The organism is Streptomyces antibioticus (assembly GCF_002019855.1).
GTDB classification, from domain to species: Bacteria; Actinomycetota; Actinomycetes; order Streptomycetales; family Streptomycetaceae; genus Streptomyces; species Streptomyces antibioticus_B.
In genome coordinates this window covers 4459802-4479425 of sequence record NZ_CM007717.1, presented here as the reverse complement: position 1 = coordinate 4479425, position 19624 = coordinate 4459802, and the positions used below count along the sequence as shown (strand labels likewise).

At 72.1% G+C, this 19624-nt stretch carries 22 protein-coding genes; 7 read left to right on the top strand and 15 right to left on the bottom strand.

The features are described 5' to 3' along the window. Nucleotides 1-163: 163 nt before the first annotated feature. Entirely contained in the window at nucleotides 164-1312 is a 1149-nt protein-coding gene (locus tag AFM16_RS20225) for an acyl-CoA dehydrogenase family protein (RefSeq protein ID WP_078634169.1), read from the top strand. A gap of 95 nt (nucleotides 1313-1407) precedes the next feature. Here the strand turns inward: AFM16_RS20225 and AFM16_RS20220 are convergent, their stop codons facing one another. The 5 genes from AFM16_RS20220 to AFM16_RS20200 form a co-directional block, all read right to left on the bottom strand. Beyond that, nucleotides 1408-1737 (bottom strand): rhodanese-like domain-containing protein, encoded by a 330-nt coding sequence (locus tag AFM16_RS20220; RefSeq protein ID WP_030781497.1) that lies wholly within the window; start codon nucleotides 1735-1737, stop codon nucleotides 1408-1410. 42 nt (nucleotides 1738-1779) lie between these two features. Next, complete coding sequence (locus AFM16_RS20215) at nucleotides 1780-2577, bottom strand: hypothetical protein (RefSeq protein ID WP_078634168.1); 798 nt, start codon at nucleotides 2575-2577, stop codon at nucleotides 1780-1782. 42 nt (nucleotides 2578-2619) lie between these two features. Beyond that, on the bottom strand, nucleotides 2620-3114 hold the full coding sequence (locus tag AFM16_RS20210; protein WP_245177746.1) for a hypothetical protein: 495 nt from the start codon (nucleotides 3112-3114) through the stop codon (nucleotides 2620-2622). Nucleotides 3115-3130: 16 nt separating this feature from the next. Further along, nucleotides 3131-4549, bottom strand: a complete 1419-nt coding sequence (locus AFM16_RS20205) for a DUF2252 domain-containing protein (protein ID WP_245177745.1) — start codon at nucleotides 4547-4549, stop codon at nucleotides 3131-3133. A gap of 556 nt (nucleotides 4550-5105) precedes the next feature. Next, complete coding sequence (locus AFM16_RS20200) at nucleotides 5106-6059, bottom strand: ScbA/BarX family gamma-butyrolactone biosynthesis protein (RefSeq protein ID WP_078634166.1); 954 nt, start codon at nucleotides 6057-6059, stop codon at nucleotides 5106-5108. 267 nt (nucleotides 6060-6326) lie between these two features. Between AFM16_RS20200 and AFM16_RS20195 the strand changes: the two genes are divergently transcribed. From AFM16_RS20195 to AFM16_RS20175, 5 genes are all read left to right on the top strand, one after another. Beyond that, entirely contained in the window at nucleotides 6327-6989 is a 663-nt protein-coding gene (locus tag AFM16_RS20195) for a ScbR family autoregulator-binding transcription factor (RefSeq protein WP_078634165.1), read from the top strand. Nucleotides 6990-7193: 204 nt separating this feature from the next. Continuing rightward, nucleotides 7194-7889, top strand: coding sequence for a haloacid dehalogenase-like hydrolase (locus AFM16_RS20190; protein WP_078634164.1), 696 nt, complete (start codon nucleotides 7194-7196; stop codon nucleotides 7887-7889). Between the two features lies 1 nt (nucleotide 7890). After that, nucleotides 7891-8649 carry an SDR family NAD(P)-dependent oxidoreductase gene (locus AFM16_RS20185; RefSeq protein WP_107419124.1) on the top strand — a complete coding sequence of 253 codons (759 nt, stop codon included), beginning with the start codon at nucleotides 7891-7893 and terminating at the stop codon, nucleotides 8647-8649. A gap of 121 nt (nucleotides 8650-8770) precedes the next feature. Continuing rightward, the gene (locus AFM16_RS20180; RefSeq protein ID WP_143648406.1) at nucleotides 8771-9349 is read left to right on the top strand and encodes a TetR family transcriptional regulator; all 579 of its coding nucleotides are present in this window, start codon (nucleotides 8771-8773) and stop codon (nucleotides 9347-9349) included. Nucleotides 9350-9434: 85 nt separating this feature from the next. Next, nucleotides 9435-10712, top strand: a complete 1278-nt coding sequence (locus tag AFM16_RS20175) for an IS701 family transposase (RefSeq protein ID WP_107419123.1) — start codon at nucleotides 9435-9437, stop codon at nucleotides 10710-10712. 25 nt (nucleotides 10713-10737) lie between these two features. On the opposite strand, the gene AFM16_RS20170 is transcribed toward AFM16_RS20175, so the two are convergent. The 10 genes from AFM16_RS20170 to AFM16_RS20125 form a co-directional block, all read right to left on the bottom strand. Beyond that, nucleotides 10738-11466: an HAD family hydrolase gene (locus tag AFM16_RS20170; RefSeq protein WP_078634162.1), complete on the bottom strand. Its 729-nt coding sequence runs from the start codon at nucleotides 11464-11466 to the stop codon at nucleotides 10738-10740. A gap of 27 nt (nucleotides 11467-11493) precedes the next feature. Beyond that, nucleotides 11494-11742 carry an acyl carrier protein gene (locus AFM16_RS20165; RefSeq protein WP_078634161.1) on the bottom strand — a complete coding sequence of 83 codons (249 nt, stop codon included), beginning with the start codon at nucleotides 11740-11742 and terminating at the stop codon, nucleotides 11494-11496. A gap of 53 nt (nucleotides 11743-11795) precedes the next feature. Then, complete coding sequence (locus tag AFM16_RS20160) at nucleotides 11796-12821, bottom strand: beta-ketoacyl-ACP synthase III (protein ID WP_078634160.1); 1026 nt, start codon at nucleotides 12819-12821, stop codon at nucleotides 11796-11798. 33 nt (nucleotides 12822-12854) lie between these two features. Next, nucleotides 12855-13844: an AvrD family protein gene (locus AFM16_RS20155; RefSeq protein WP_078634159.1), complete on the bottom strand. Its 990-nt coding sequence runs from the start codon at nucleotides 13842-13844 to the stop codon at nucleotides 12855-12857. 75 nt (nucleotides 13845-13919) lie between these two features. Then, nucleotides 13920-14318 (bottom strand): nuclear transport factor 2 family protein, encoded by a 399-nt coding sequence (locus tag AFM16_RS20150; protein ID WP_030781461.1) that lies wholly within the window; start codon nucleotides 14316-14318, stop codon nucleotides 13920-13922. A gap of 48 nt (nucleotides 14319-14366) precedes the next feature. Beyond that, entirely contained in the window at nucleotides 14367-14783 is a 417-nt protein-coding gene (locus AFM16_RS20145; protein ID WP_030781458.1) for a nuclear transport factor 2 family protein, read from the bottom strand. Between the two features lie 61 nt (nucleotides 14784-14844). Beyond that, a complete protein-coding gene (locus AFM16_RS20140; protein WP_078634158.1) occupies nucleotides 14845-16302 on the bottom strand; it encodes an FAD-dependent oxidoreductase in 1458 nt (485 codons plus the stop codon). A 38-nt stretch (nucleotides 16303-16340) separates the two neighbouring features. Further along, on the bottom strand, nucleotides 16341-17321 hold the full coding sequence (locus AFM16_RS20135; RefSeq protein WP_051780096.1) for a DMT family transporter: 981 nt from the start codon (nucleotides 17319-17321) through the stop codon (nucleotides 16341-16343). A gap of 69 nt (nucleotides 17322-17390) precedes the next feature. Next, nucleotides 17391-17990 carry a flavodoxin family protein gene (locus AFM16_RS20130; RefSeq protein WP_078634157.1) on the bottom strand — a complete coding sequence of 200 codons (600 nt, stop codon included), beginning with the start codon at nucleotides 17988-17990 and terminating at the stop codon, nucleotides 17391-17393. A 72-nt stretch (nucleotides 17991-18062) separates the two neighbouring features. Further along, nucleotides 18063-18806 carry an ATP/GTP-binding protein gene (locus AFM16_RS20125; protein ID WP_306293477.1) on the bottom strand — a complete coding sequence of 248 codons (744 nt, stop codon included), beginning with the start codon at nucleotides 18804-18806 and terminating at the stop codon, nucleotides 18063-18065. Nucleotides 18807-18899: 93 nt separating this feature from the next. Here AFM16_RS20125 and AFM16_RS20120 point away from each other — a divergent pair, with 93 nt between their 5' ends. Further along, nucleotides 18900-19478 (top strand): TetR/AcrR family transcriptional regulator, encoded by a 579-nt coding sequence (locus AFM16_RS20120; protein WP_078634155.1) that lies wholly within the window; start codon nucleotides 18900-18902, stop codon nucleotides 19476-19478. The last annotated feature ends 146 nt before the right edge of the window (nucleotides 19479-19624 follow it).

Genomic DNA, 19624 nt, shown 5'->3' with positions numbered 1-19624 from the left:
GCCGTCCCGGGGCCGTGAGCTTGTCCACAGCGGTGGACACCCTACGACGCCGGAGCCGACGCCCTCCGCGTCGCCGAGGGCCGTTCCGGACCGTTCCCTTCTCCTAGAACCTGTTCTATCTTGACGAACCGTCAGATCAGCGTCCCCGTCGGAAGGACAGGCCGTGGACTTCACCTTCAGCGAGGAGCAGCAGGCGGCGGCCGAGGCGGCGCGCGGGGTGCTCGCCCAGGTCGCGCCCGACGGCGTCCCCAGCCCCGCGCTCACCCAGGGCCGCCCCGTCGCCGACGACCTCGACCGGACGCTGTGGGCCAGGCTCGCCGACGCGGACCTGCTGAGCCTGCTCCTGGCCGAGGAGTACGGCGGCGCCGGCCTGGACGCCGTCGCGCTCTGCCTGGTGCTGCGCGAGGCCGGCCGGGTGCTCGCCCGGGTGCCGCTCCTGGAGCACAGCGCCGCCGCGGCCGCCGTCCAGGCCGACGGCGGGCCGGACCTGCGGTCCGCGCTGCTCGCGCGCGCCGGGCGGGGCGAGACCGTGCTGACCGTCGCCGCCCACGGCCGCACCGGGCACGACGCCGCCGAACTCGCGGTGACCGCCCGGCGGGACGGCGCCGACCCGGACGGCGGCTGGCTGCTGGACGGGGTGCAGACGGCGGTGCCCTGGGCCTTCGAGGCCGACTTCCTCCTCGTACCGGCACGCACCGGCGACGACCGCAGCGTCCTCGCCGTACTGGCCCGCGGACAGGAGGGGACCGCGCTCGCGCCGCAGGTCTCCACCACCGGCGAGCGGCTGGGCGAACTGCGGCTGGACGCGGCCCGGGTCGCCGCCCGGGACATGATCACCGCCGACGGCGCCTGGGACCGGCTGCGGGCGCTGCTCACCACCGGCACCTGCGCGCTGGCGCTGGGCCTGGGCGAACGGGTGCTGGACATGACCAGCGCGTACGCCGGGAAGCGGGAGCAGTTCGGGCACCCGATCGCCACATTCCAGGCCGTGGCCGTACAGGCCGCCGACCGCTATGTCGATCTGCGGGCCATGGAGGTCACCCTGTGGCAGGCCGCCTGGCGGATCGCCTCCGGGGCGCCGGGCGCGCTGCCCGTCTCCGGGGATGTCGCCGTCGCCAAGATCTGGGCCTCCGAGGGCGTACGGCGGCTCGTGCAGACCGCACAGCATCTGCACGGCGGGTTCGGCGCCGACGTCGACTATCCGCTGCACCGCTACCACGCCTGGGCCAAGCACCTGGAACTGTCGCTGGGACCGGCCGCCGCGCACGAGGAGGCCCTGGGCGATCTGCTGGCCGCCCACCCCCTCGGCTGAGCGACGGTCCGCGGCCGGACCACCACAGAGCGACCGGAGCGCCACAGAGCGGCCGGACTGCCACAGAGCGCAGGACCGCTGCCCAGTCGGCCGGACTACAGAACCGAGCCGGGCTGTCCGTCGTCCCGGACGACCGGGCGGCCCGCGGCCTGCCAGACCTGCATCCCGCCGTCGACGTTCACCGCGTCGATGCCCTGCTGCACCAGATACATCGTGACCTGCGCCGAACGGCCACCGGAACGGCAGATCACATGGACCCGCCCGTCCTGCGGCGCGGCCTCGGTCAGCTCGCCGTAGCGGGCGACGAACTCGCTGATGGGGATGTGCAGGGCCCCCTCGGCGTGGCCCGTCCGCCACTCGTCGTCCTCGCGGACGTCCAGCAGGAAGTCGTCGTCCTTGAGGTCACCGACCCCGACCGTGGGCACACCAGCTCCGAAACTCATGTCCCCGACGCTACCCGACCCGGCTCAGCCGACGAGCTGAGCCAGCTCGCCCTCCTTCTCGGCGACCTCGGCGAGCAGCTTGTCGGCGATCTCGGCCAACAGGGCGTCGGGGTCGTCCGGGGCCATCCGCAGCATGGAGCCGATGGCGCTCTCCTCCAGATCGCGGGCGACCAGCGTGAGCATCTCCTTGCGCCCGGAGAGCCATTCGAGCCGGGCGTACAGCTCCTCGCTGGGCGTCGGAGGCCGCTCGGCGGGGGCCGGTCCCGCCGCCCACTCCTCGGCCAGCTCCCGGAGCTGTGCCGTGTCACCGCGGCCGTAGGCGGCGTTGACCCGGGTGATGAACTCCTCGCGCCGGGCCCGCTCGTCCTCCTCCTGCGCCAGGTCCGGGTGGGCCTTGCGGGCCAGCTCGCGGTAGAGCTTGCGGGCCTCCTCGGTGGGCCGCACCCGCTCCGGGGGCCGCACCGTCTGGTCCGTGAGCATCGCCGCGGCCTCCGGGAACAGGCCCTCGCCGTCCATCCAGCCGTGGAACAGCTCCTCGACGCCGGGCATCGGCAGCACCCGGGCCCGTGCCTCCTCCGCCTTGCGCAGATCCTCGGGATCGCCGGTACGGGCGGCCCGGGCCTCGGCTATCTGCGCGTCCAGCTCGTCGAGCCGGGCGTACATCGGGCCGAGTTTCTGGTGGTGGAGCCGCGAGAAGTTCTCGACCTCGACGCGGAAGGTCTCCACCGCTATCTCGAACTCGATCAACGCCTGCTCGGCGGCCCGCACGGCCTGCTCCAGCCGCTCCTCGGGCCGCGGCTGCTCAGCTTCGGGGGTCGTCACCCGACCAGCGTAGGCCACACACCCGCCCGCCGGCCCCGCCGATCATGACCGCGCGCAGTCCGCCGGCGTCCACTCCGCCTCCAGGTCCCGGCAGACCACGACGAGGGTGCCCGGACGGCAGGCGATCTCGTGGGTGCAGCCGTGGGGGTGCGGAAGGATCTCGTCGAGGACGACGTCACCGAGGTCGTCCAGGGCGCAGGCGCCGAGGACGTCGGCCTGGAAGCGGACGACGCCCCGGTAGCGGACGACCGGGTCCTCGTCGTGCTTCCAGCAGTTGTGGCCGAAGCGGATCTCGACGGCCTCGTCCCCGGTACGACGGACCTCGCCGGGTCTGAGGTCCTTCACGCACCGCTTGCCGCCGAAGGCGTAGTGCCCGGGGTCGGTGGCGAAGGCCCGGGCACCCGGGGGCAGCCGCTCCGCCAGCTCGGGCAGCACCGCCAGATAGGGCCCGGGGTCCAGGACCCCGGCCGCGCCCCCTGACTCCGTCGCCCTCCCCGACGACGACACCGCCGCCGCGCCGAGTTCGACGTACCTCACCAGCCGCTCACCCCCTTCACACCCCCGTCTCCGCCGCGATCCGCCCCGCCTTGATGCCCTTCTCCAGGTCCGCGTGGTCGGACTCGGTGAGGTCGGCGTAGGCGACGGCGAACGTGGCGATCGCCTCGTCGAGTTCCTCGCTCTTGCCGCAGTAGCCGGCGATCAGCCGCGGGTCGGCGCTGTGGGAGTGGGCCCGCGCCAGGAGCGCACCGGTCATCCGCCCGTAGTCGTCGACCTGGTCGGCGGCGAGCGCGGCCGGGTCGACGCTGCCCTTGCGGTTGCGGAACTGCCGCACCTGGTAGGGGAGTCCGGCGACGGTCGTCCAGCCCAGCAGGACATCGCTGACGACCTGCATCCGCTTCTGGCCCAGCACCACCCGGCGCCCCTCGTGCCCTGCCTCGGGGGTGTCGAACCCGGCCGTCGCCAGATGCGGGACCAGGGCCGACGCGCGGGCCTCCTTCACCTGGAGCACCAGCGGCTCACCGCGGTGGTCGAGGAGCAGCACGACGTAGGAGCGCGTGCCCACACTGCCCGTGCCGACGATGCGGAACGCGACGTCGTGCACCGCGTGCCGGGCCAGCAGGGGGTGACGGTCCTCGGAGAGCGTGGTCAGGTACTCCTCCAGGGACGCGGCCACCGCCGCCGCCTCCGCGTCGGGCACCCGGCGCAGCACCGGCAGCGCGTCCACGAAACGGCGGCCGCCGCCCTCGGTCGGCTCGGTCGACTTCGCCGCGAACCGCCCGCTCGTGTTGGCCCGCGCCTTCTCCGAGACCCGCTGCAAGGTGCCCACCAGGTCATGGGCGTCGGCGTGGGAGACCAGCTCCTCGTCGGCGATCGCGTTCCACGCGTCCAGGGCCGGGAGCCTGGCCAGCAGCCGCATCGTGTGCCGGTAGGAGGCCGCCGCGCCGAGGGCCGCCGCACGGCACGTGTCCTCGTCGGCGCCCGCCACCCGGCCCGCGAGGACCAGCGAGGCGGCGAGCCGTTTGAGGTCCCACTCCCAGGGCCCCGCGACGGTCTCGTCGAAGTCGTTCAGGTCGATGACCAGACCGCCCCGCGCGTCCCCGTACAGACCGAAGTTGGCCGCGTGCGCGTCACCGCAGATCTGCGCGCGGATCCGGGTCATCGGGGTGCGGGCCAGGTCGTGGCCCATCAGGCCCGCCGCGCCGCGCAGGAACGCGAAGGGGGTCGCCGCCATCCGGCCGACCCGTATCGGCGTCAGCTCGGGGAGCCGGCCGCGGCTGGACTCCTCGACCGCGGCCACCGCGTCCGGGCGGCCGGCGTCCAGGTCGAGCGCGGCGTGCGCGGCCCTCGGCACACCGGTCCGCAGGGCCTTGCCCTCCGCCTTGGGCGACCCCGCCGAGGGCCACTCCGCGAACCCCCTGACCTTGGGCAACCTGCCCGCCCCGCCCGTCACTTCTCCGCCGGCCCCGGTCACAGCGACCGCCTCCCCCGCACATGTACGTCGATCGATTCGCCGATCAATTCGTGCCGACCGTACCGCCCGGCGGCCGAAAGGCGTCAGCCCCTGTGGACAACTCCCGCCCTGTGGACAACACCGTCACCCGGACCGCCCCACAAGCCGCAAGCCCCCGCCGGACGCACCCGCCCGCCAGACCCGGCACCCGCCAGACACACCCACCTGCTGGACCCGGCACCCTCCAAGCGCACCCGCCCGCCGGACCCGGCACCCGCCAGACTCGCCACCCGCCGGACCCGGCCCTCGCCGGACGCACCCACCTGCTGGACCCGGCACCCATCAAGCGCACCCGCCCGCCAGACCCGGCACCCGCCAGACACACCCGCTCGCCAGCCCCGGCCCTCGCCCGGCGCACCCGCCCGCCAGACACACCCACCTGCTGGACCCGGCCCCCGCCCAGCTCAGCCCCCGCCCGCCTCAGAGCCCCCCAGGCACAACCGCCCGCCAGCCTCAGCCCCCGCCCGCCTCAGCCCCCGCCCGCCTCAGCCCCCGCCCGGCTCAGCCCCCACCCGCCTCAAGCCCCCGGTATCTCCCTCAGCGTGATGACCCCGGAGAACACGCACAGATCGTTCTGCACCAGCGACACCACCGCCCGCGTCGTCCCCGAGTCGGGGGAGTCGAGCAGACCGGCATGGATCCAGCACTCCGCGTCGAGTTCGCAGTAGCGAGTGAAGAGGGTGTCCATGCCGACGGCCACGACCGGCCGCGGATGGGCCACCGCCTGCGCCGCCTGGCGGGCGGCCTCCAGCAGCAGCATGCCCGGCGCGTGGTCCACCGGGTGGTCGAAGAGCACCGGGTGCCCCAGATCGACCCGCAGTCGGCTGCGGCCGGGCACGTCCGACGCGGCGAGGACGACGTCGGCCGGGTGCCCGCGCCCCACGCGCGCGGGATCCACCGGCGGGGCCGGGGGCAGCGCGCGGGCGGTGGCGCCGGCGAGGTCGGCGTAGGGGCCGCGGATCCGCTCGTAGAGGACCGGGGCGTGGTTGGCGAAGCGGGTGCGGGCGGTGCCCACGCGCGTGCCGTCCCGCACGATCTCGACCTGGAGGTTCATCGACGCCAGCCGGCCGGCCCGGCGTACGACGTCCCGGCAGGCCACGCGCAGCTCGATCTCGGTGTCGCCCTCGCCGACCGCCAGTGCGGCGGGCGTGAGGGCATAGTTCAGACTGCTCCACGACTGACGGTGGCCGAAGGGCGCGCCATAGCCGGCGTGACTGAGCAGCGGCACCGCCTGGCGGACCGTCTCGGCGAGCAGGAGAGGGTCGTGCAGGCCATGACGGGAGGTGTAGAAGCCGTGGCTCCGCGGCCAGTCGGCCCTGATCCGGTAGGTGTCCTCCCCCGTGGCCCACGCCTCCCTGAGGAGGACCTCGGACACCTCCACCTTGTGCACGTACGCGGCCGTGACCGGAATCCCGGCCGTGGCATCGGGCGTGAGTCGTACAGCAGCCTTGTCGGCCATATCTGCGGGCATGGCAATAGCGGACACGCGGACCTTCCCCCCTAGGTGACCCACCCCGGCCACGGTCAGGAGGCCGGGGACACACCAAACATAAAGAGCGCTCGGTTCTGCATGACCATGGCCCGGCAAAGAGATAGCCAATACACTGCCAAGGCGGCGGCCGTCGACCTTCCTCCGGACCCGCGCACGACCTCACATTTCTCAAGGACATCAGGGAAGCCTCTGGACAGAACACCCATACAGGGGGAATATAACGATCGTTCTGTTTTTGGAGGGGCAATGAGACAGCTCAAGCAGCAACGGGCCGTGGAGACCCGCGAGGCGATCCTGCACGCGGCCGCGGCCGTCTTCGACGAACTCGGCTACGCCGGGGCCAGCATCAACCGCATCCTGGAGCGCTCCGGCACCACCGCCGGCGCCCTCTACTTCCACTTCGGGTCCAAGGAGACCCTGGCCCGCGCGGTCATGCAGGCCCAGTCCGAGACCATCGTCCCGCTGCTGACCTCCGAAGGACTCCAGCGACTGGTCGACATCACCATGATCTGGTCGCACCAGCTCCAGACCAGCACCCTGCTGCGGGCCGGCGTCCGGCTGACCACGGAACAGAGCGCGTTCGGCATGGAGGACGCGGCCCGCCCGTACGAGGAGTGGGCGACCATCATGCAGGAATGCCTGGTCACCGCCGAGACGCGGGGCGAGCTCCAGGCCGGGGTCGACCCGCGGGAACTGGCCGAACTCGTCGTCGAGACCTGTACCGGCATGCAGCTCTTCGCGGCCGCCGCGACCGGCCGCGCGGATCTGCCGCAGCGCGCGGTGCGCATGTGGAAACTGCTGCTCCCGGGCGTCGCCGTCCCCGCGATCGCCATCCGCGTCAAGATCGATCCGGAGCGCGGGCGGGCCGCCGTCTATGGCACTCTTCCGGAAGCAAGTCCGACCGCTTGACCGGCCCCGCGCACCGGACGCGCCCCTCGGCTCCCCGGTGACCCGCGGCACGGGCGGATCCGGCGACCGCCGAGGACGGCGGCGCCGAGGACCACCGCCGACGCCTGCCCAGGGCAACGACGCACGGGCACACGCCGACCGCACCGACGGGTGCGCACGGCCGTTCGCGAGGCCCGTACGTCAGGCACGCTCTCGGGAGGGAACATGGGGGAATTCACCACGCTGCGGCTCGCCGCGCTCAACATCGACGGGGTGCTGCTGAACGACACGTTCAGCCCGGTCATCCACCACTTCGTGGTCAGCAGGGGCGGGGAGTACACCGCCGAGACGGAACGTTCCATCTTCTCGCAGCCGCAGCACATCGCGGGCCTGCGCATGGCGGAGGCGATCGGCGGCGGCCTCACCGGCGAACAGGCCCTGGCCGCCTACTTCGAGGACCGCGACCGCCATGTCGCCGACCACCCCGTGACGGTGACCGACGGCGCGGTCGAACTGCTGCGCCTCCTAAGGCACTTGGGCCTGCGCACGGTCTGCTACGGCGGCCTGGCGAAGGACCACTTCGACCGCTTCCTCGGCGAGCACGCCGGCCTCTTCGACGGCCCCGGTTACGTCTGCACCAACGACATCCGGCCCGGCATCCACGAGATCACCGCGGACGTCTTCGGCCTCCGGCACGACGAGGCGGTCTTCGTCGACGACGTGGCCCGCGTCGCCGAGTCCGCGCGCGCCCTGGGCACCCCGTTCATCGGCCTGCCCAGCTCCTTCCCCCACGGCTTCCAGCGCCAACTGATGCGGGAGGCAGGGGTGCGCCACCTCGTGGACCGCCTCGACCGCATCGACGAGGACCTGCTGCGGCGGATCGACGCCGAGGCCGCCGCCGGCACCACCTGGGAGGTCTGACGTGCTGAACGGCAGAGTCGCGATGATCACCGGCGCCTCCAGCGGCATCGGGGCCGCCGCCGCCCGCCACTTCGCCGCCGAGGGCGCCGCCGTCGTCCTCATGGCCCGGCGCGCGGAGCCCCTCGAAGCACTCGCCCGGGAGATCCGCGCCGGGGGCGGCCGTGCCCTCGCCGTGCCCGGGGACGTGGCCGAGAGCAAGGACGTGGCCCAGGCGGTCGGCCGGGCCGTCGAGACCTTCGGCCACCTCGACGCTGCCTTCAACAACGCCGGTTACGCCACCGCGGGCGTCCCGCTGCACGAGATCGACGACGAGACGTACGACCGCACCCTCGACGTCAACGTGCGCGGGGTGTGGAACTGCCTGCGCCACCAGATACCCGCCATGCTCGCCTCCGGCCGCGGCGGCGCCGTCGTCAACACCTCCAGCGTCGCGGGCACCGCGGCCACCGGCGCCTCGGCCGCCTACGTGGCCGCCAAGCACGCGGTCATCGGCCTGACCAAGGCGGCCGCCGCGGACTACGGCGACCAGGGCATCCGCGTCAACGCGCTGGTCGTGGGCGCCACCCGGACCGAGATGATGACGCAGGTCCTCCAGCAGGCACCGGAGCTGGAGGAGACCTTCGCCGCGGCCGCGATCCAGCGGCGGCTGGCCGACCCGGTGGAGGTGGCACGGGCCGCCGCCTGGCTGTGCAGCGACCGGTCCTCGTTCGTGACGGGGGCGGCCGTACCGGTGGACGGCGGGGCGACCGCCACGCACTGACCCGGGCGCCGCCCCCTGAGGGCCCAAAAAATAAAGAACGATCGCTTTGAAACCTGGCCTGCGCTCGTATACCTTCCTGACGGACCCACCTTCCTGGCGGACCCACGGAAGGAGTGCGACGGTGCAGGTCAGGGCGGCGCGCACCCGCGAAGCCATCATCCGCGGGGCCGCCGAGTGCATCGACGCCCAGGGCTACCGGGGGGCCAGCCTCGCCGCCATCTGCCGGTCGAGCGCGGTCTCCGTCGGGGCCCTGGTCTTCCACTTCCGCGACAAGAGCGGCCTGGCCGAGGCCGTCGTAGAGGCCGGCTCGGCGACCGCGAGAGCCGTCGCCGAGGCGGCCGCCCGGGAGGACGACTCCCCGCTGCACGCCGTGGGAACCCTGCTGCGCGCGCTCACCGTGCTGCTCCGCGAGGACGTCGTGGTCCGGGCCGGCGCCCTGCTGGCCCGGGAGCGGCCGGACATCGCCGCGCGCTGGCACGACGCGTGGACACCACGGCTCACCGCGCTCGTCGCCCAGGCCGACACTCGCGGCGAACTCGCCCCCGGGGCGGAACCCGGCCTGGTCACGGCGCTGGCGGACCATCTGCTGACGGCCGCCGAGGCTCGCCGCCCAGGGCAGCGCCCCGACCTCGACCCCGGGCAGGAGATCACCCGCCTGTGGGCCCTGATCCAGCACGGCATCGCGCGCCGCGGCATCTGAGCAGGATGCCAAAACAAAACGAGTGCTCTATATTTTTCAAGGATGGCCGGTCCCGATCCGGACCGGCATCCAAGGGGGAACAGACATGAGCACCGTGATCCACCCGGCCCGCGACCCACGCCTCGACCCGCGCCTCGGCGCACGACTCGACGCACGGCACGGCATACGACCCGACCCACGCGCGCGACAGCGCCGTGACGAGGTGCGCAGGAGCAGGGAAGAGCTGCTGGAGACGCTCTTCTCCTCGCTGAGCAGACGGGACCAGCGGGTGCGCGGCGAGCACTATCTGCGCGGTCTGCTGCTGGCCGACGGCCGCAAGTCCGTCCGCAACATCGCCCTCTCGCTCGGCCTGCCGGACGAGGAACAGCGGCTGCATCACTTCATCAGCGGTTCGACCTGGGACTGGGCGCCCATGCGCGCCGCGCACGCCGGGTTCCTGGAGCGGATGCGTCCACCGCAGGCATGGGTGCTGCACGCCGTGACGATCCCCAAGGTCGGCGAACACACCGTCGGGGTGGACCGTTTCGCCGACACCAGGGCGGGCCGAACCGTCAGCGGGCAGCGGGCGTTCGCCGCCTGGTACGCCTCCGCCGCCTTCAGCGCCCCCGTCAACTGGCGGCTGTTCATGCCCCGCCACTGGATGGAGGACGCCGAACTGCGCACCCGGGCCGAGATCCCGCCCGCCCTGTCCTACGAGCCCGTCGAGCAATGCGGCCCCGCCGCCGTCCTGGAGGCGGCCCGCGACTGGCAACTCCCGCCCCGGCCGGTGCTGATGGACCTGCGCGGCGGCACCGACTGGCAGTCGGCGCACCGTTTCCTCTCCGCCGGGCTGCCCGTCCTGGCCCGGACCTCGGCGACCGACCGGTTCGTGCTGGACGACGCCCCGGCGCCTGGCTCGACTCCAGCCTCGGCACCGGCCGCGAGCATCCTCGACTCCGTACGGTCGGCCCGGCGCGAGGTCGAGTGGGCGGACCCGGGCAACCGCGGCCTGACCCACACTTCCTGGGTGACCGCCGTACGGGTCCGGCTGCCCGACGACCGGCAGCCCGACAACCGGCTGCCCTACGACCGGCAGGGCGCCCACCGACCGGATGCCCACCGCCCGCTGCTGCTCCTCGGCGAATGGCACCCCGGCCGGCGCACCCCGGCACAGATCTGGGTCACCGACCTGGTCGATGCGGCGCCGGACGAGCTGGTGCGGCTGACGAAACTCACCCGGAGAGTGGCCCTGGACCAGAACCTCGGGGCCGGCCGGACGGGCACCCGGGACTTCGTCGGACGCTCCTTCTGCGGCTGGCACCGCCATATGACGCTCGCCTCGGCGGCCCACACCATGCGCCTGCTGGGCAGCGCGGCGGCCTGAACGACCGGGGCGACGGCCACGGCATCTACGGGGCGGCCTCCGCACACGCGCCCAGCTCCAGTTCCGGTGCCTCAGGAGCGCCGGGCAGGACGGTCCAGCCGCGCAGCCGCGCCCGCTCGTCGAGCCGTGGGTCACCGGAGACGACGACCGGTGTGCCCACGGCTTCGAGGATCGGCAGGTCGGAGAGATGGTCGCCGTAGGAGAAGCAGTCGGCGAGGTCGGCGCCGTGGACGGAGGCGGCCAGTCGCGCCGCCTCGGCCTTGACCGGGCCGATCATCGGCTCGCGCGACAGGCGCCCGGTGTACCGCCCGTCGGTGATCTCGGGCAGCGTGGCCCAGACGTCGGTCACCCCGAGGTGCTCGGCGAGCGGCCAGAGCACCGCCGGGAAGGACCCCGAGACGAGGACGACGGTCTCCCCGCGCGAGACATGCCCGCGCAGGGCGTCCACCGCGCTCGCGTTGAGCAGACCGCCCCGCGCCAGCTCCGCCTCGAACCAGGCCCGGCCGAGCCGGGTCACGGTCGCCGCGTCGGCGTCACGGAAGTTGGTGAAGTAGGCCCGGTTCGTCGCCTCGCGGGGCACCCCCACGGCGGTCATGGCCTTCAGCTCCTGGCGCCGCTGCTCGTACACCCGGGGGCCGTGGCCCTGGGCGGCGAGGTAGTAGCGCAGGAAACGGAAGAGCGTGGTGGCCGTGGTGAGGGTGCCGTCGACATCGAAGAAGGCGAGGCGGCGCGGACCGGTGGCGGGGCGGCTCATGGTCTCTCCTGGGGAGGAAGGTGCAGGTCAGCCCTGGATGCCCTTGGACCTGAGCAGCTCCACGGTGCCGGCGACGGTGGCGGCCTCCTGGAGTTCGTGGTCCTCGACGTCGACGTCGAAACGGCGCGAGAGGGCCACGGCGAACTCGACGAGGACCAGGGAGTCGAACTCCATGCTCTCGAAGTCGGTGTCGACGTCGATGTCCTCCGGGACCTCGTAGTCGGTGCGCAGGATGTCGAGCAGGACGTCGGCCAGGGGCAGCGTGGACGTGGTCATGAGGGATCGTCGCCTTTCTGGGCGGGGGAGGAGGACAAACGGGATACGGCTGGTCAGGCGGGAACGATGTCCGGCCAGGTCAGCGCGACGGACCCCCAGGTGAGGCCGCCGCCGAACGCGGTCAGCAGGACCCGGGCGCCGGGCCGCAGGGAGCCGTCCGCGGCCGCGTCGGCGAGGGCCAGCGGGATGGAGGCCGCGGAGGTGTTGCCGACCTTGTCGAGGTTGATGACCGCGCGCTCCTCGGGGATGCCGAGGCCGCGGGCCACCGAGTTGAGGATGCGGACGTTGGCCTGATGGCCCACCAGCCAGTCGACCTGGTCGGCGCTCCAGCCCAGCCGGTCGAGGACGGTCCGCGAGGACTCCGTCATCCGGTTGACGGCCTGGGTGAAGACCTTCTTGCCCTGCATCGTGAAGTACTGCTCGTCGTCCGCGGGGACCGGCGTGGTGGCGCGCTGACGTGATCCGCCGGCCGGGATCGTGATCAGGTTCCGGCCGGTGCCGTCGGACCCGAGGTCCATGTCGAGCAGCAGCCCGTTCCCGTCGCCCTCGTCGGCGGGCACCGCGGAGAGCACGACCGCCCCGGCGCCGTCGCCGAAGATCACGTTGGTGGTGCGGTCGGCGGGGTTGAGGATCGTGGAGTAGGTCTCGGCCCCGATGACCAGGGCTCTCTTCGCGAGACCCGTGTGGATGTGGGCCGAGGCGGCCGCGAGCGCGTAGAGGAACCCGGAGCACACCGCGGCGATGTCGTAGGCCGGCACATGGCCGAGACCGAGCCGGGAGGCCACGTCCGGGGCGGTCGCGGGGCAGGGGTTGTCGGGGGTGGTGGTGGCCAGGACGACCAGGTCGACCGCGCCGGTCCCGGGCTCCAGACCGGCCGACTTGAGGGCGCGGTGCCCGGCCTCGACGGCGAGGTCACCGGTGGCGACCCCGGGCCCGGCCCAGTGCCGGTTCTTGATGCCGGTACGGCTGGTGATCCACTCGTCGGTGGTGTCGAGACGGGCGCAGAGGGTCTCGTTGGAGATGCGCTGCGGCGGCAGATAGCTGCCCAGGCCGACCAGCGCGACGGCTGTGTTGTCCACGGTGATCGCTTCCTGAAGGGTCGGCGGCTGGGCTCAGGGCAGCAGATGGGCGACGTCGCAGCTCATCCGCAGGTCCCCGAGGGACGCGGTGATCCGCGCGGTGCGCCAGGTGCCCTCGGCGGTGGGCAGAGCGTTGCTCCGCCCCAGCAGGACCCGGAAACGGCCGTCGGAACCGGCCGCGTCGTCCGGCACAGGGGCGACCTCGATCGAAGTCCGCCGCATCCACAGCGTGTTGGAGCCGGCCCGCGTCAGACCGTCCAGCTCGTAGAGCAGCACCTGCCCGAGCTGGAGCGCGCAGACGAACAGGTCGACCGCCGTGGGCCCCTGTCCCTTCGGCACGTCCTGGCCGTCCACGAGGGTGAGCCGGGCGTCGGCCGTCCCGGCGGAGGCGTCCGCGACGACGTCCTCCAGGAACTGGGCGCGCTCGTGGTGGGAGACCCCGAACGGGGCGTGGTTCCACGGACCGTCCAGCTCGGCCGAGTCGCCGTAGCGGCCCTCGGCCGGGCTCTCGACGCCCGTGGGATGCTCGGTCTCGACCTGCACGCTCATCGCGCCGATCGTGCAGTCCATGGTGGTCGTGGACAGGCCGGGGGCCTCGGCGGAGACGACGGCCGAACGGAGCCGGGCGGACACCGGGAACCGTTCCAGACCCTCCTCGTCGGGTGCGTTGCCCGCCTTGATGCGCACCCCGCGGACCCGGAAGCGCGCGTCGGCACCGAGACGCCGGGCGTGCGCGACGTACAGCCCGGTGAGCCGGGCGGCCAGGATCATCCCGTCGAGCGTCGACAGATGCGGCCGCTGGAGGGTCTCGCCCTTGCGCGACCAGGTGTCGGGCAGATGGATCCCGGCGGTGGCGTGCACATGGCCCTTCGTACCGCCCGCGTCCTCCGGTACGACGGTGATGTCGGCCAGCGAGTAGCCCACCCGCTTGAAGCCCTCCCCGAAGAACCGCCCCTGGCGGTCCCCGAGGACGTCGTCGACGCTGTCGAGTCGAAGTCCTTGTATGAGGCCGTCGGCCTGCATGAAATCCTCCCCCTTCGGATTCGATGACCGCCGTCCGCGCCAGCCCGGACAAGCCGGCGCGGACGGCGGGACTGCTCAGTGACCGGCGAGCTGCGCCTGCGCGGAGAAGACGCCGTGGTGGAAGTACAGGCGCGCCTCGGCGATCAGACCCTCGTCGTTGAGGCGGAACACCGAGATGCCGGACCAGTTGACGGGGTTGCCGTCGGTGGTGACGACGGCGCCGCGCCAGGACACCGCGGTCTCGCCGCCGGTGGTGTACGCCTCGATCGGGGTGATGCCGATGAACGGGTCGAACAGCGGGATCACCTTGCGCAGCTTGGCGAGGATCGCCTCACGGCCGCGGATCGGCTCGCTGCCGACCGGGTCGTGGAAGAGCGCGTCCTCGGCGAACCCGGCACCCCACAGCTCGGCGTCGGCGGCCAGCGAACCGGCGTAGAACTGGTGAACTGCCTTGGGCATGGCGGGGAACGACATGTGCTTCTCTCTTTCAGTGAATGCGCTGATAAAACGGAGTCGCTGAGGTCAGGCGGTGAACGCCTCGTGGATCGCGTAGCTGTCCTCGTACATGTGGTAGCGGGCGATACGGCCCTCTACGACCGTGAAGTGCAGCGCGTACCGGTTGTGGAACTTCTTCTGGGTGGCGGTCACTTCGAAGACGCAGTCGGCGATGACGACGGCGTCCTGGCCCTGGCTGATCCGCGTGGTGATCTCGAACGACTCGGGCCCGCTGAGGAGTTGCGGGAAGAGCCCGAAGAACTCGGCGATCTCGGCCTTGGTGGAACGGGAGCCGGCCCAGGGCACGTTCGGGGCGCCGGAGACCCGGAAGTCGACGGTGTCGGCGAACTGCCCGAGCAGCGCCTCGGAGTCCCCGGCACCGAACGCGGCGAAGAACGCGTCCACGGTCTCATCGGTGGTACGGGCAGCGGCGGTTGTGGTCACGCGGATCCCAACTCTCTTGATCGGTAAGGGATGTTTTGTGCAGGGATGGCCAAAGTCGTTCTCACAGACGGCCCGAGGCGGGCTTCCTCAGCACTCGTGCCACCCGCCGGTCCGGCCGGACGAGGAGACCGCGAGCGCCCTCAGGCACGGTGACCCGGTCACCGGCGGGCACCGCGGCCCGGCGCACCTCACGCACCGGCGGCAGCGCGGCACCGCTCTCGATCGCCACGAGATCCTCGGGAGGTGTCCCGTCGAACCACAGCAGCGTCGACGCGTCCGCCCGGTCGTGGGGGTCGAGGAACGGAAGGAGCCGCCCGTCGGCGCGGATCCGGGTAGGCACCCGCGCCCCGACCCCCAACTCATAGCGGCCGTCGGCGCGCCAGTTCTCCTCGCCGGGATAGAGCTGGCTCCAGCACAGCGCCAGTTCGTCCAGCTCCCGCTGGACGGCCGGCCGGGAATGCTCGTCGACCGAGCGGATCCGCTCGATCAGCGGCGCCAGGAATGTCGTACGGCCGACCTTGGCGGCGAATTCACGACGTTCCGGATCATATCCCAGAAGGAGATCCGGGTCGTCGTTTTTCAGGGCCGCGAGAATACGCCAGGAAAGCGCGACGGCGTCACCGATACCGAGATTGAGACCCTGTCCGCCGGCCGGGGTGTTGAGATGCGCGGCGTCTCCGGCCAGTGCGACGCGGCCGCTCACCAGACGGTCGGCGACCCGCAGGTCCACCGAGTAGTGGCTGGTGCGCACGGCCTCCGCGAGCCGCAGCCGGCTGCCGAAACCGAGCGTCTCGACGGCCTCGGCGATCGTGCTCCACGGCACCTCGGCGCCGCGTTCCAGAGCCAGCCCGGCCACCGCGGGACCGGCGACGAGCACCTGGTCACCGGGGATCGGCATCATCGTGACCATGCCGTGCTCGCCGACGTGCACGCCGACCTCGTCGCGGCCCACCAGTTCCTGGGGCACGCCCTCGACGAGCAGATAGCTCGTGGTCAGACTGCGGCCGGTCATGGCCACGCCCAGGGACTCCCGTACGGCGCTCCGCGGCCCGTCGGCGCCGACCAGATACGAACAGCGGACGTCGTCACGGCCGTCGAAACGGACGGTCGCTCCGGAATCCGTCACCTCGTGCGACAGATATCCGACGCCCCGCTCGATATGGGCGCCGTATTCCAGCGAGTATTTCTCCAGGAGCCCTTCCAGAACGGGCTGCGGAAGATTCCGGTAGCCGTCGAGATGAGAGTCCATCCCGGTCATCTCGGCGGTGAATTCCGCTCCCCCGCTGACGCGGAAGGCGAATCGTTCCAGCGGAATGCTGCGGGCCACCACGTCGTCCAGCAGCCCGAGCGCGTCGAGCAGTTCCAGGGTCGGCGCGTGCAGCACGACCGCCTTGGGACGGTCGCCGCGGTGCGGCCGGCGTTCGGCGACCAGGACCCGCGCCCCGGCCCGGGCGAGCAGACCGGCCGTCACCAGCCCGGTCGGGCCACCGCCGACCACGACGACGTCGTAGTTCTCCATGCCTTCTCCCGTATCTCCGTAAGCGGCGGGGCCGCGGGCTAGGACGTCGACCCGGCGGTCTTGGGGCCGTCGGTGGCACCGGCCGTGACCTCGGCCCGCTCCGGCTCCGTCGCCGCCGTCGCCGCCGTCTCCGTCTCCGTCTCCGGCTCCGGCTTGGTGAAGAAGCGGCCCAGCAGATTCGGGTTGGCGACCAGGACGATCGCCGCACAGACCAGCACACCGCCGAGCAACTGCGGCAGGGTGAGCCGCTCCCCGACCGCCACCCAGCCGAGGATGGCCGCGGTGACCGGGTTCATCAGGGGCAGCGGTGCGGACTGCGAGACCGGCAGCCGCTGGACACCGGAGAGGAAGAGGGCGAAGCCGAGCGCGCCGACCACGAACGCTGCCCAGGCGAGACCGAACAGCTCCTTGCCGCTGAAGCTCGGCGGCGCGCCCTCGAAGAGGAAGGCCAGGGGCAGCAGGAAGACGGCCGCGCCGAGCAGGGTCCAGCCCGCGGTGGTGAGGCTGTGCACGCCCTCCGGACGCCCCCACTTACGGGCCAGGACGCTGCCGATGCCCATGCTGGAGGCGCTGCCGACACCGGCCAGAACGCCGATCGCGTCCAGGGACGCCGAACTGCGCAGCACGAGCAGCGCGACACCGATCACCCCGACCACACAGGCGATGTAGTGGTGCGGCCGGATCTTCTCCTTGAGGACCACCGACGCGACGGCGATGGCCACCAGGCTCGACGTCGAGTTGAGGGTGGCCGCCACACCGCCGGGCAGCCGCTGCGCGGAGATCAGCAGGAACACGGTGAACAGGCCCATGTTGAGCATGCCGAGCACCAGCGACTTCCACCACCACGAGCCGCGGGGCAGGGCGGGGCGGATCGCCAGCAGCAGCAGACCGGCGGGCAGCACCCGCAGGAAGCCGTCCCAGTAGGGCGTCGGCGGCAGGTAGTGGGCGGCGACGTAGAACAGGGTGCCGCCGATGGCCGGTCCGAGCGCGGTGCGGACGAGCAGTGCTGAGTTCTTCATCTGGGGGGCTCCAGGGGAGGGGCGTGGCCGCCCTCGTGGCGGAGGGGAGGGGTGTGGGGGCAGGCGGGGTCAGGCGGTGAGGCCGAGGGCGGCGCGGCCGGCCAGGACGACGGCGGTGTGCCGGGCGACACGCTCACCGAGGTGCTCGGCGGTGGCGATGTCCGCCTTGGAGACGCCTTCCGCGGGAAGGTCGGCGGGGGTGGAGGCGGCGGCGCCGTTGAAGTAGCCCAGCCGGTTGAGGTCGTTCTCCGACTCGGCGCTGGTGTGCCAGCCCGGGTGCAGGCCCAGGTTCACCCAGTTCATCTGGTGCTGGGCGGCGAGCGTCGCGAAGTAGGCCAGCGTCGAGTGCTTGTCGCCCGCCTTGCAGGCCGCGTTGGTGAAGCCCGCGCCGAGCTTGTCGCGCCAGGCGGCCGACGCCCACCGCTTGCTCGTGGACTCCGCGAAGACATGGAACTTGCCCGCGGCCGACCCCATGTAGGTCGGCGAACCGAACACGATGGCGTCGGCCTCGTCCAGCAGCCGCCACTGCTCGTCCGAGATCGAGTCGACCGGCACGAGGGACACCTCGGCACCGGCCTCGACGGCGCCGCGCTCCACGGCGCGGGCGAGCACGTCGGTGTGACCGAACCCGGAGTAGTAGGCGATGACGACGGACGGCTTCTTGGACATGGGAACCCTCCAGGGGCACGAAGGAAAAGAAGGACGAAATCAGTTCGCCGGAAAGCCAGTTGAGTCGAAGGCTCAGGCAGCAGCGGCGGCGGCGACGCGCTCGGTCTCGAGCCGGAAGTCCTGCGCCGCGTAGTCCTCGCGGGCCAGCGCGATCGCCTCGTCCATGCTCATCACGGGTGTGAGGCCGAAGAGTTCGCAGATCCGCGTCAGCCGCTCCGGCATCGTGCCCCGCACGATGTGGTACGGGATCTCCAGCTCGTCGAGCGTCTCGAGGAGCTTCTTGTCGATCGTGGCCCGGAAGCCCTCGTTCATCGGCCGGTGTCCGTCGGCGGCGATCGGCAGCTCGTGCTCCAGGTGCACGTACGCGTCGTAGGTGCTCTTCACATGCGCCTTCAGCGCGATGGCGTACTGGTCGACCACCTTGGCGAAGAACTCCATCTCCTCCTCCCGTACGGCGACGAGCCCGCCCGCGTTCTCCGCGGTGGCGTTGGGGTTCATGCCGTGCAGGACCCGGCCGGCGCCGTACAGCCACTCCTGGAGCGAGGAGCCGTCGGAGATGAAGTGGTCGCCGAGCAGCGCTTCCTGGACCGCGCGGCCGGTGTGCCGGCGCAGCATGAGCTGGAGGAACTCGGCCGGGGTGACCTGGGAGAGCGCCTTGCCGGGCACGGCCTCGGGGAGGATCTCGCGGATCGTGCGGGCCAGGGTGCGCGGGACGCCGGTGTAGCGGGACAACGTCATGACCGTGGAGGTCTTGCCGGCCGAGTACGTACCTGAGATAGCGATCTTCACGCCCTGATGGCCTTTCGGTGAGGACACGTCGGCTCCATCCAACCTGTTGGTTGGTGAAACCCTTGCATATGCATCGAACGAGCGTCAACCAACCGGTTGACTGGCAATAAGGTGGGTCCCATGGCAGGAAGCACCGAGGAGACCAAGCGCCGACTGCTGGACGCCGCGCGAGTGGAGTTCAGCGGCTACGGCATCGCCGGAGCCCGGGTGAACCGCATCGCGGAGCGCGCCGGCGTCAACAAGGAACGCATCTACGGCCACTTCCAGAGCAAGGAAGGGCTGTTCAGGGCGGTCATCGCCGAGGCGATGGCCGAACTGGTCCGGGAGGTACGCCCGGGCGAGGGGTCAGTCGGCGACTACGTGGGCCGCGTCTTCGACTACCACCGCAGCGATCCCACCCTGCTGCGGCTGCTCATGTTCGAAGGACTCCAGGAGGGATACGTCGGTACCCACGACGCCTCCGAGCGGACGTCCTGGTACGCGGACGCCGCCAAGTCCCTGGCCTCGGCGACCGACCGCCCCGAGGACGAGGCCGGACGCCTGCTGCTGACACTGATCGGACTGGGCGCCTGGCCCATGGCCATGCCCCACCTCAGCCGGCTCTGCCAGGAGGCCACCGGCGAGAGCGAGGACCTGACTTCGCTCAGGGACTTCATCGTCACCTTCGCGGAACGCGGCGCGGGCACCCCACCCTCCTGACTCCCCCAAGGCCCCTTTCGTCACCCTCCGACACGGAACACGCTCGACGGTAATCAGCCCCCACAAGCCGCGCAAGCATTCCCCGCCCTACCTGACGGACTCGCACCGCGATCCCCACCCCGCCCCCAGAACTGCCACTTCACCGC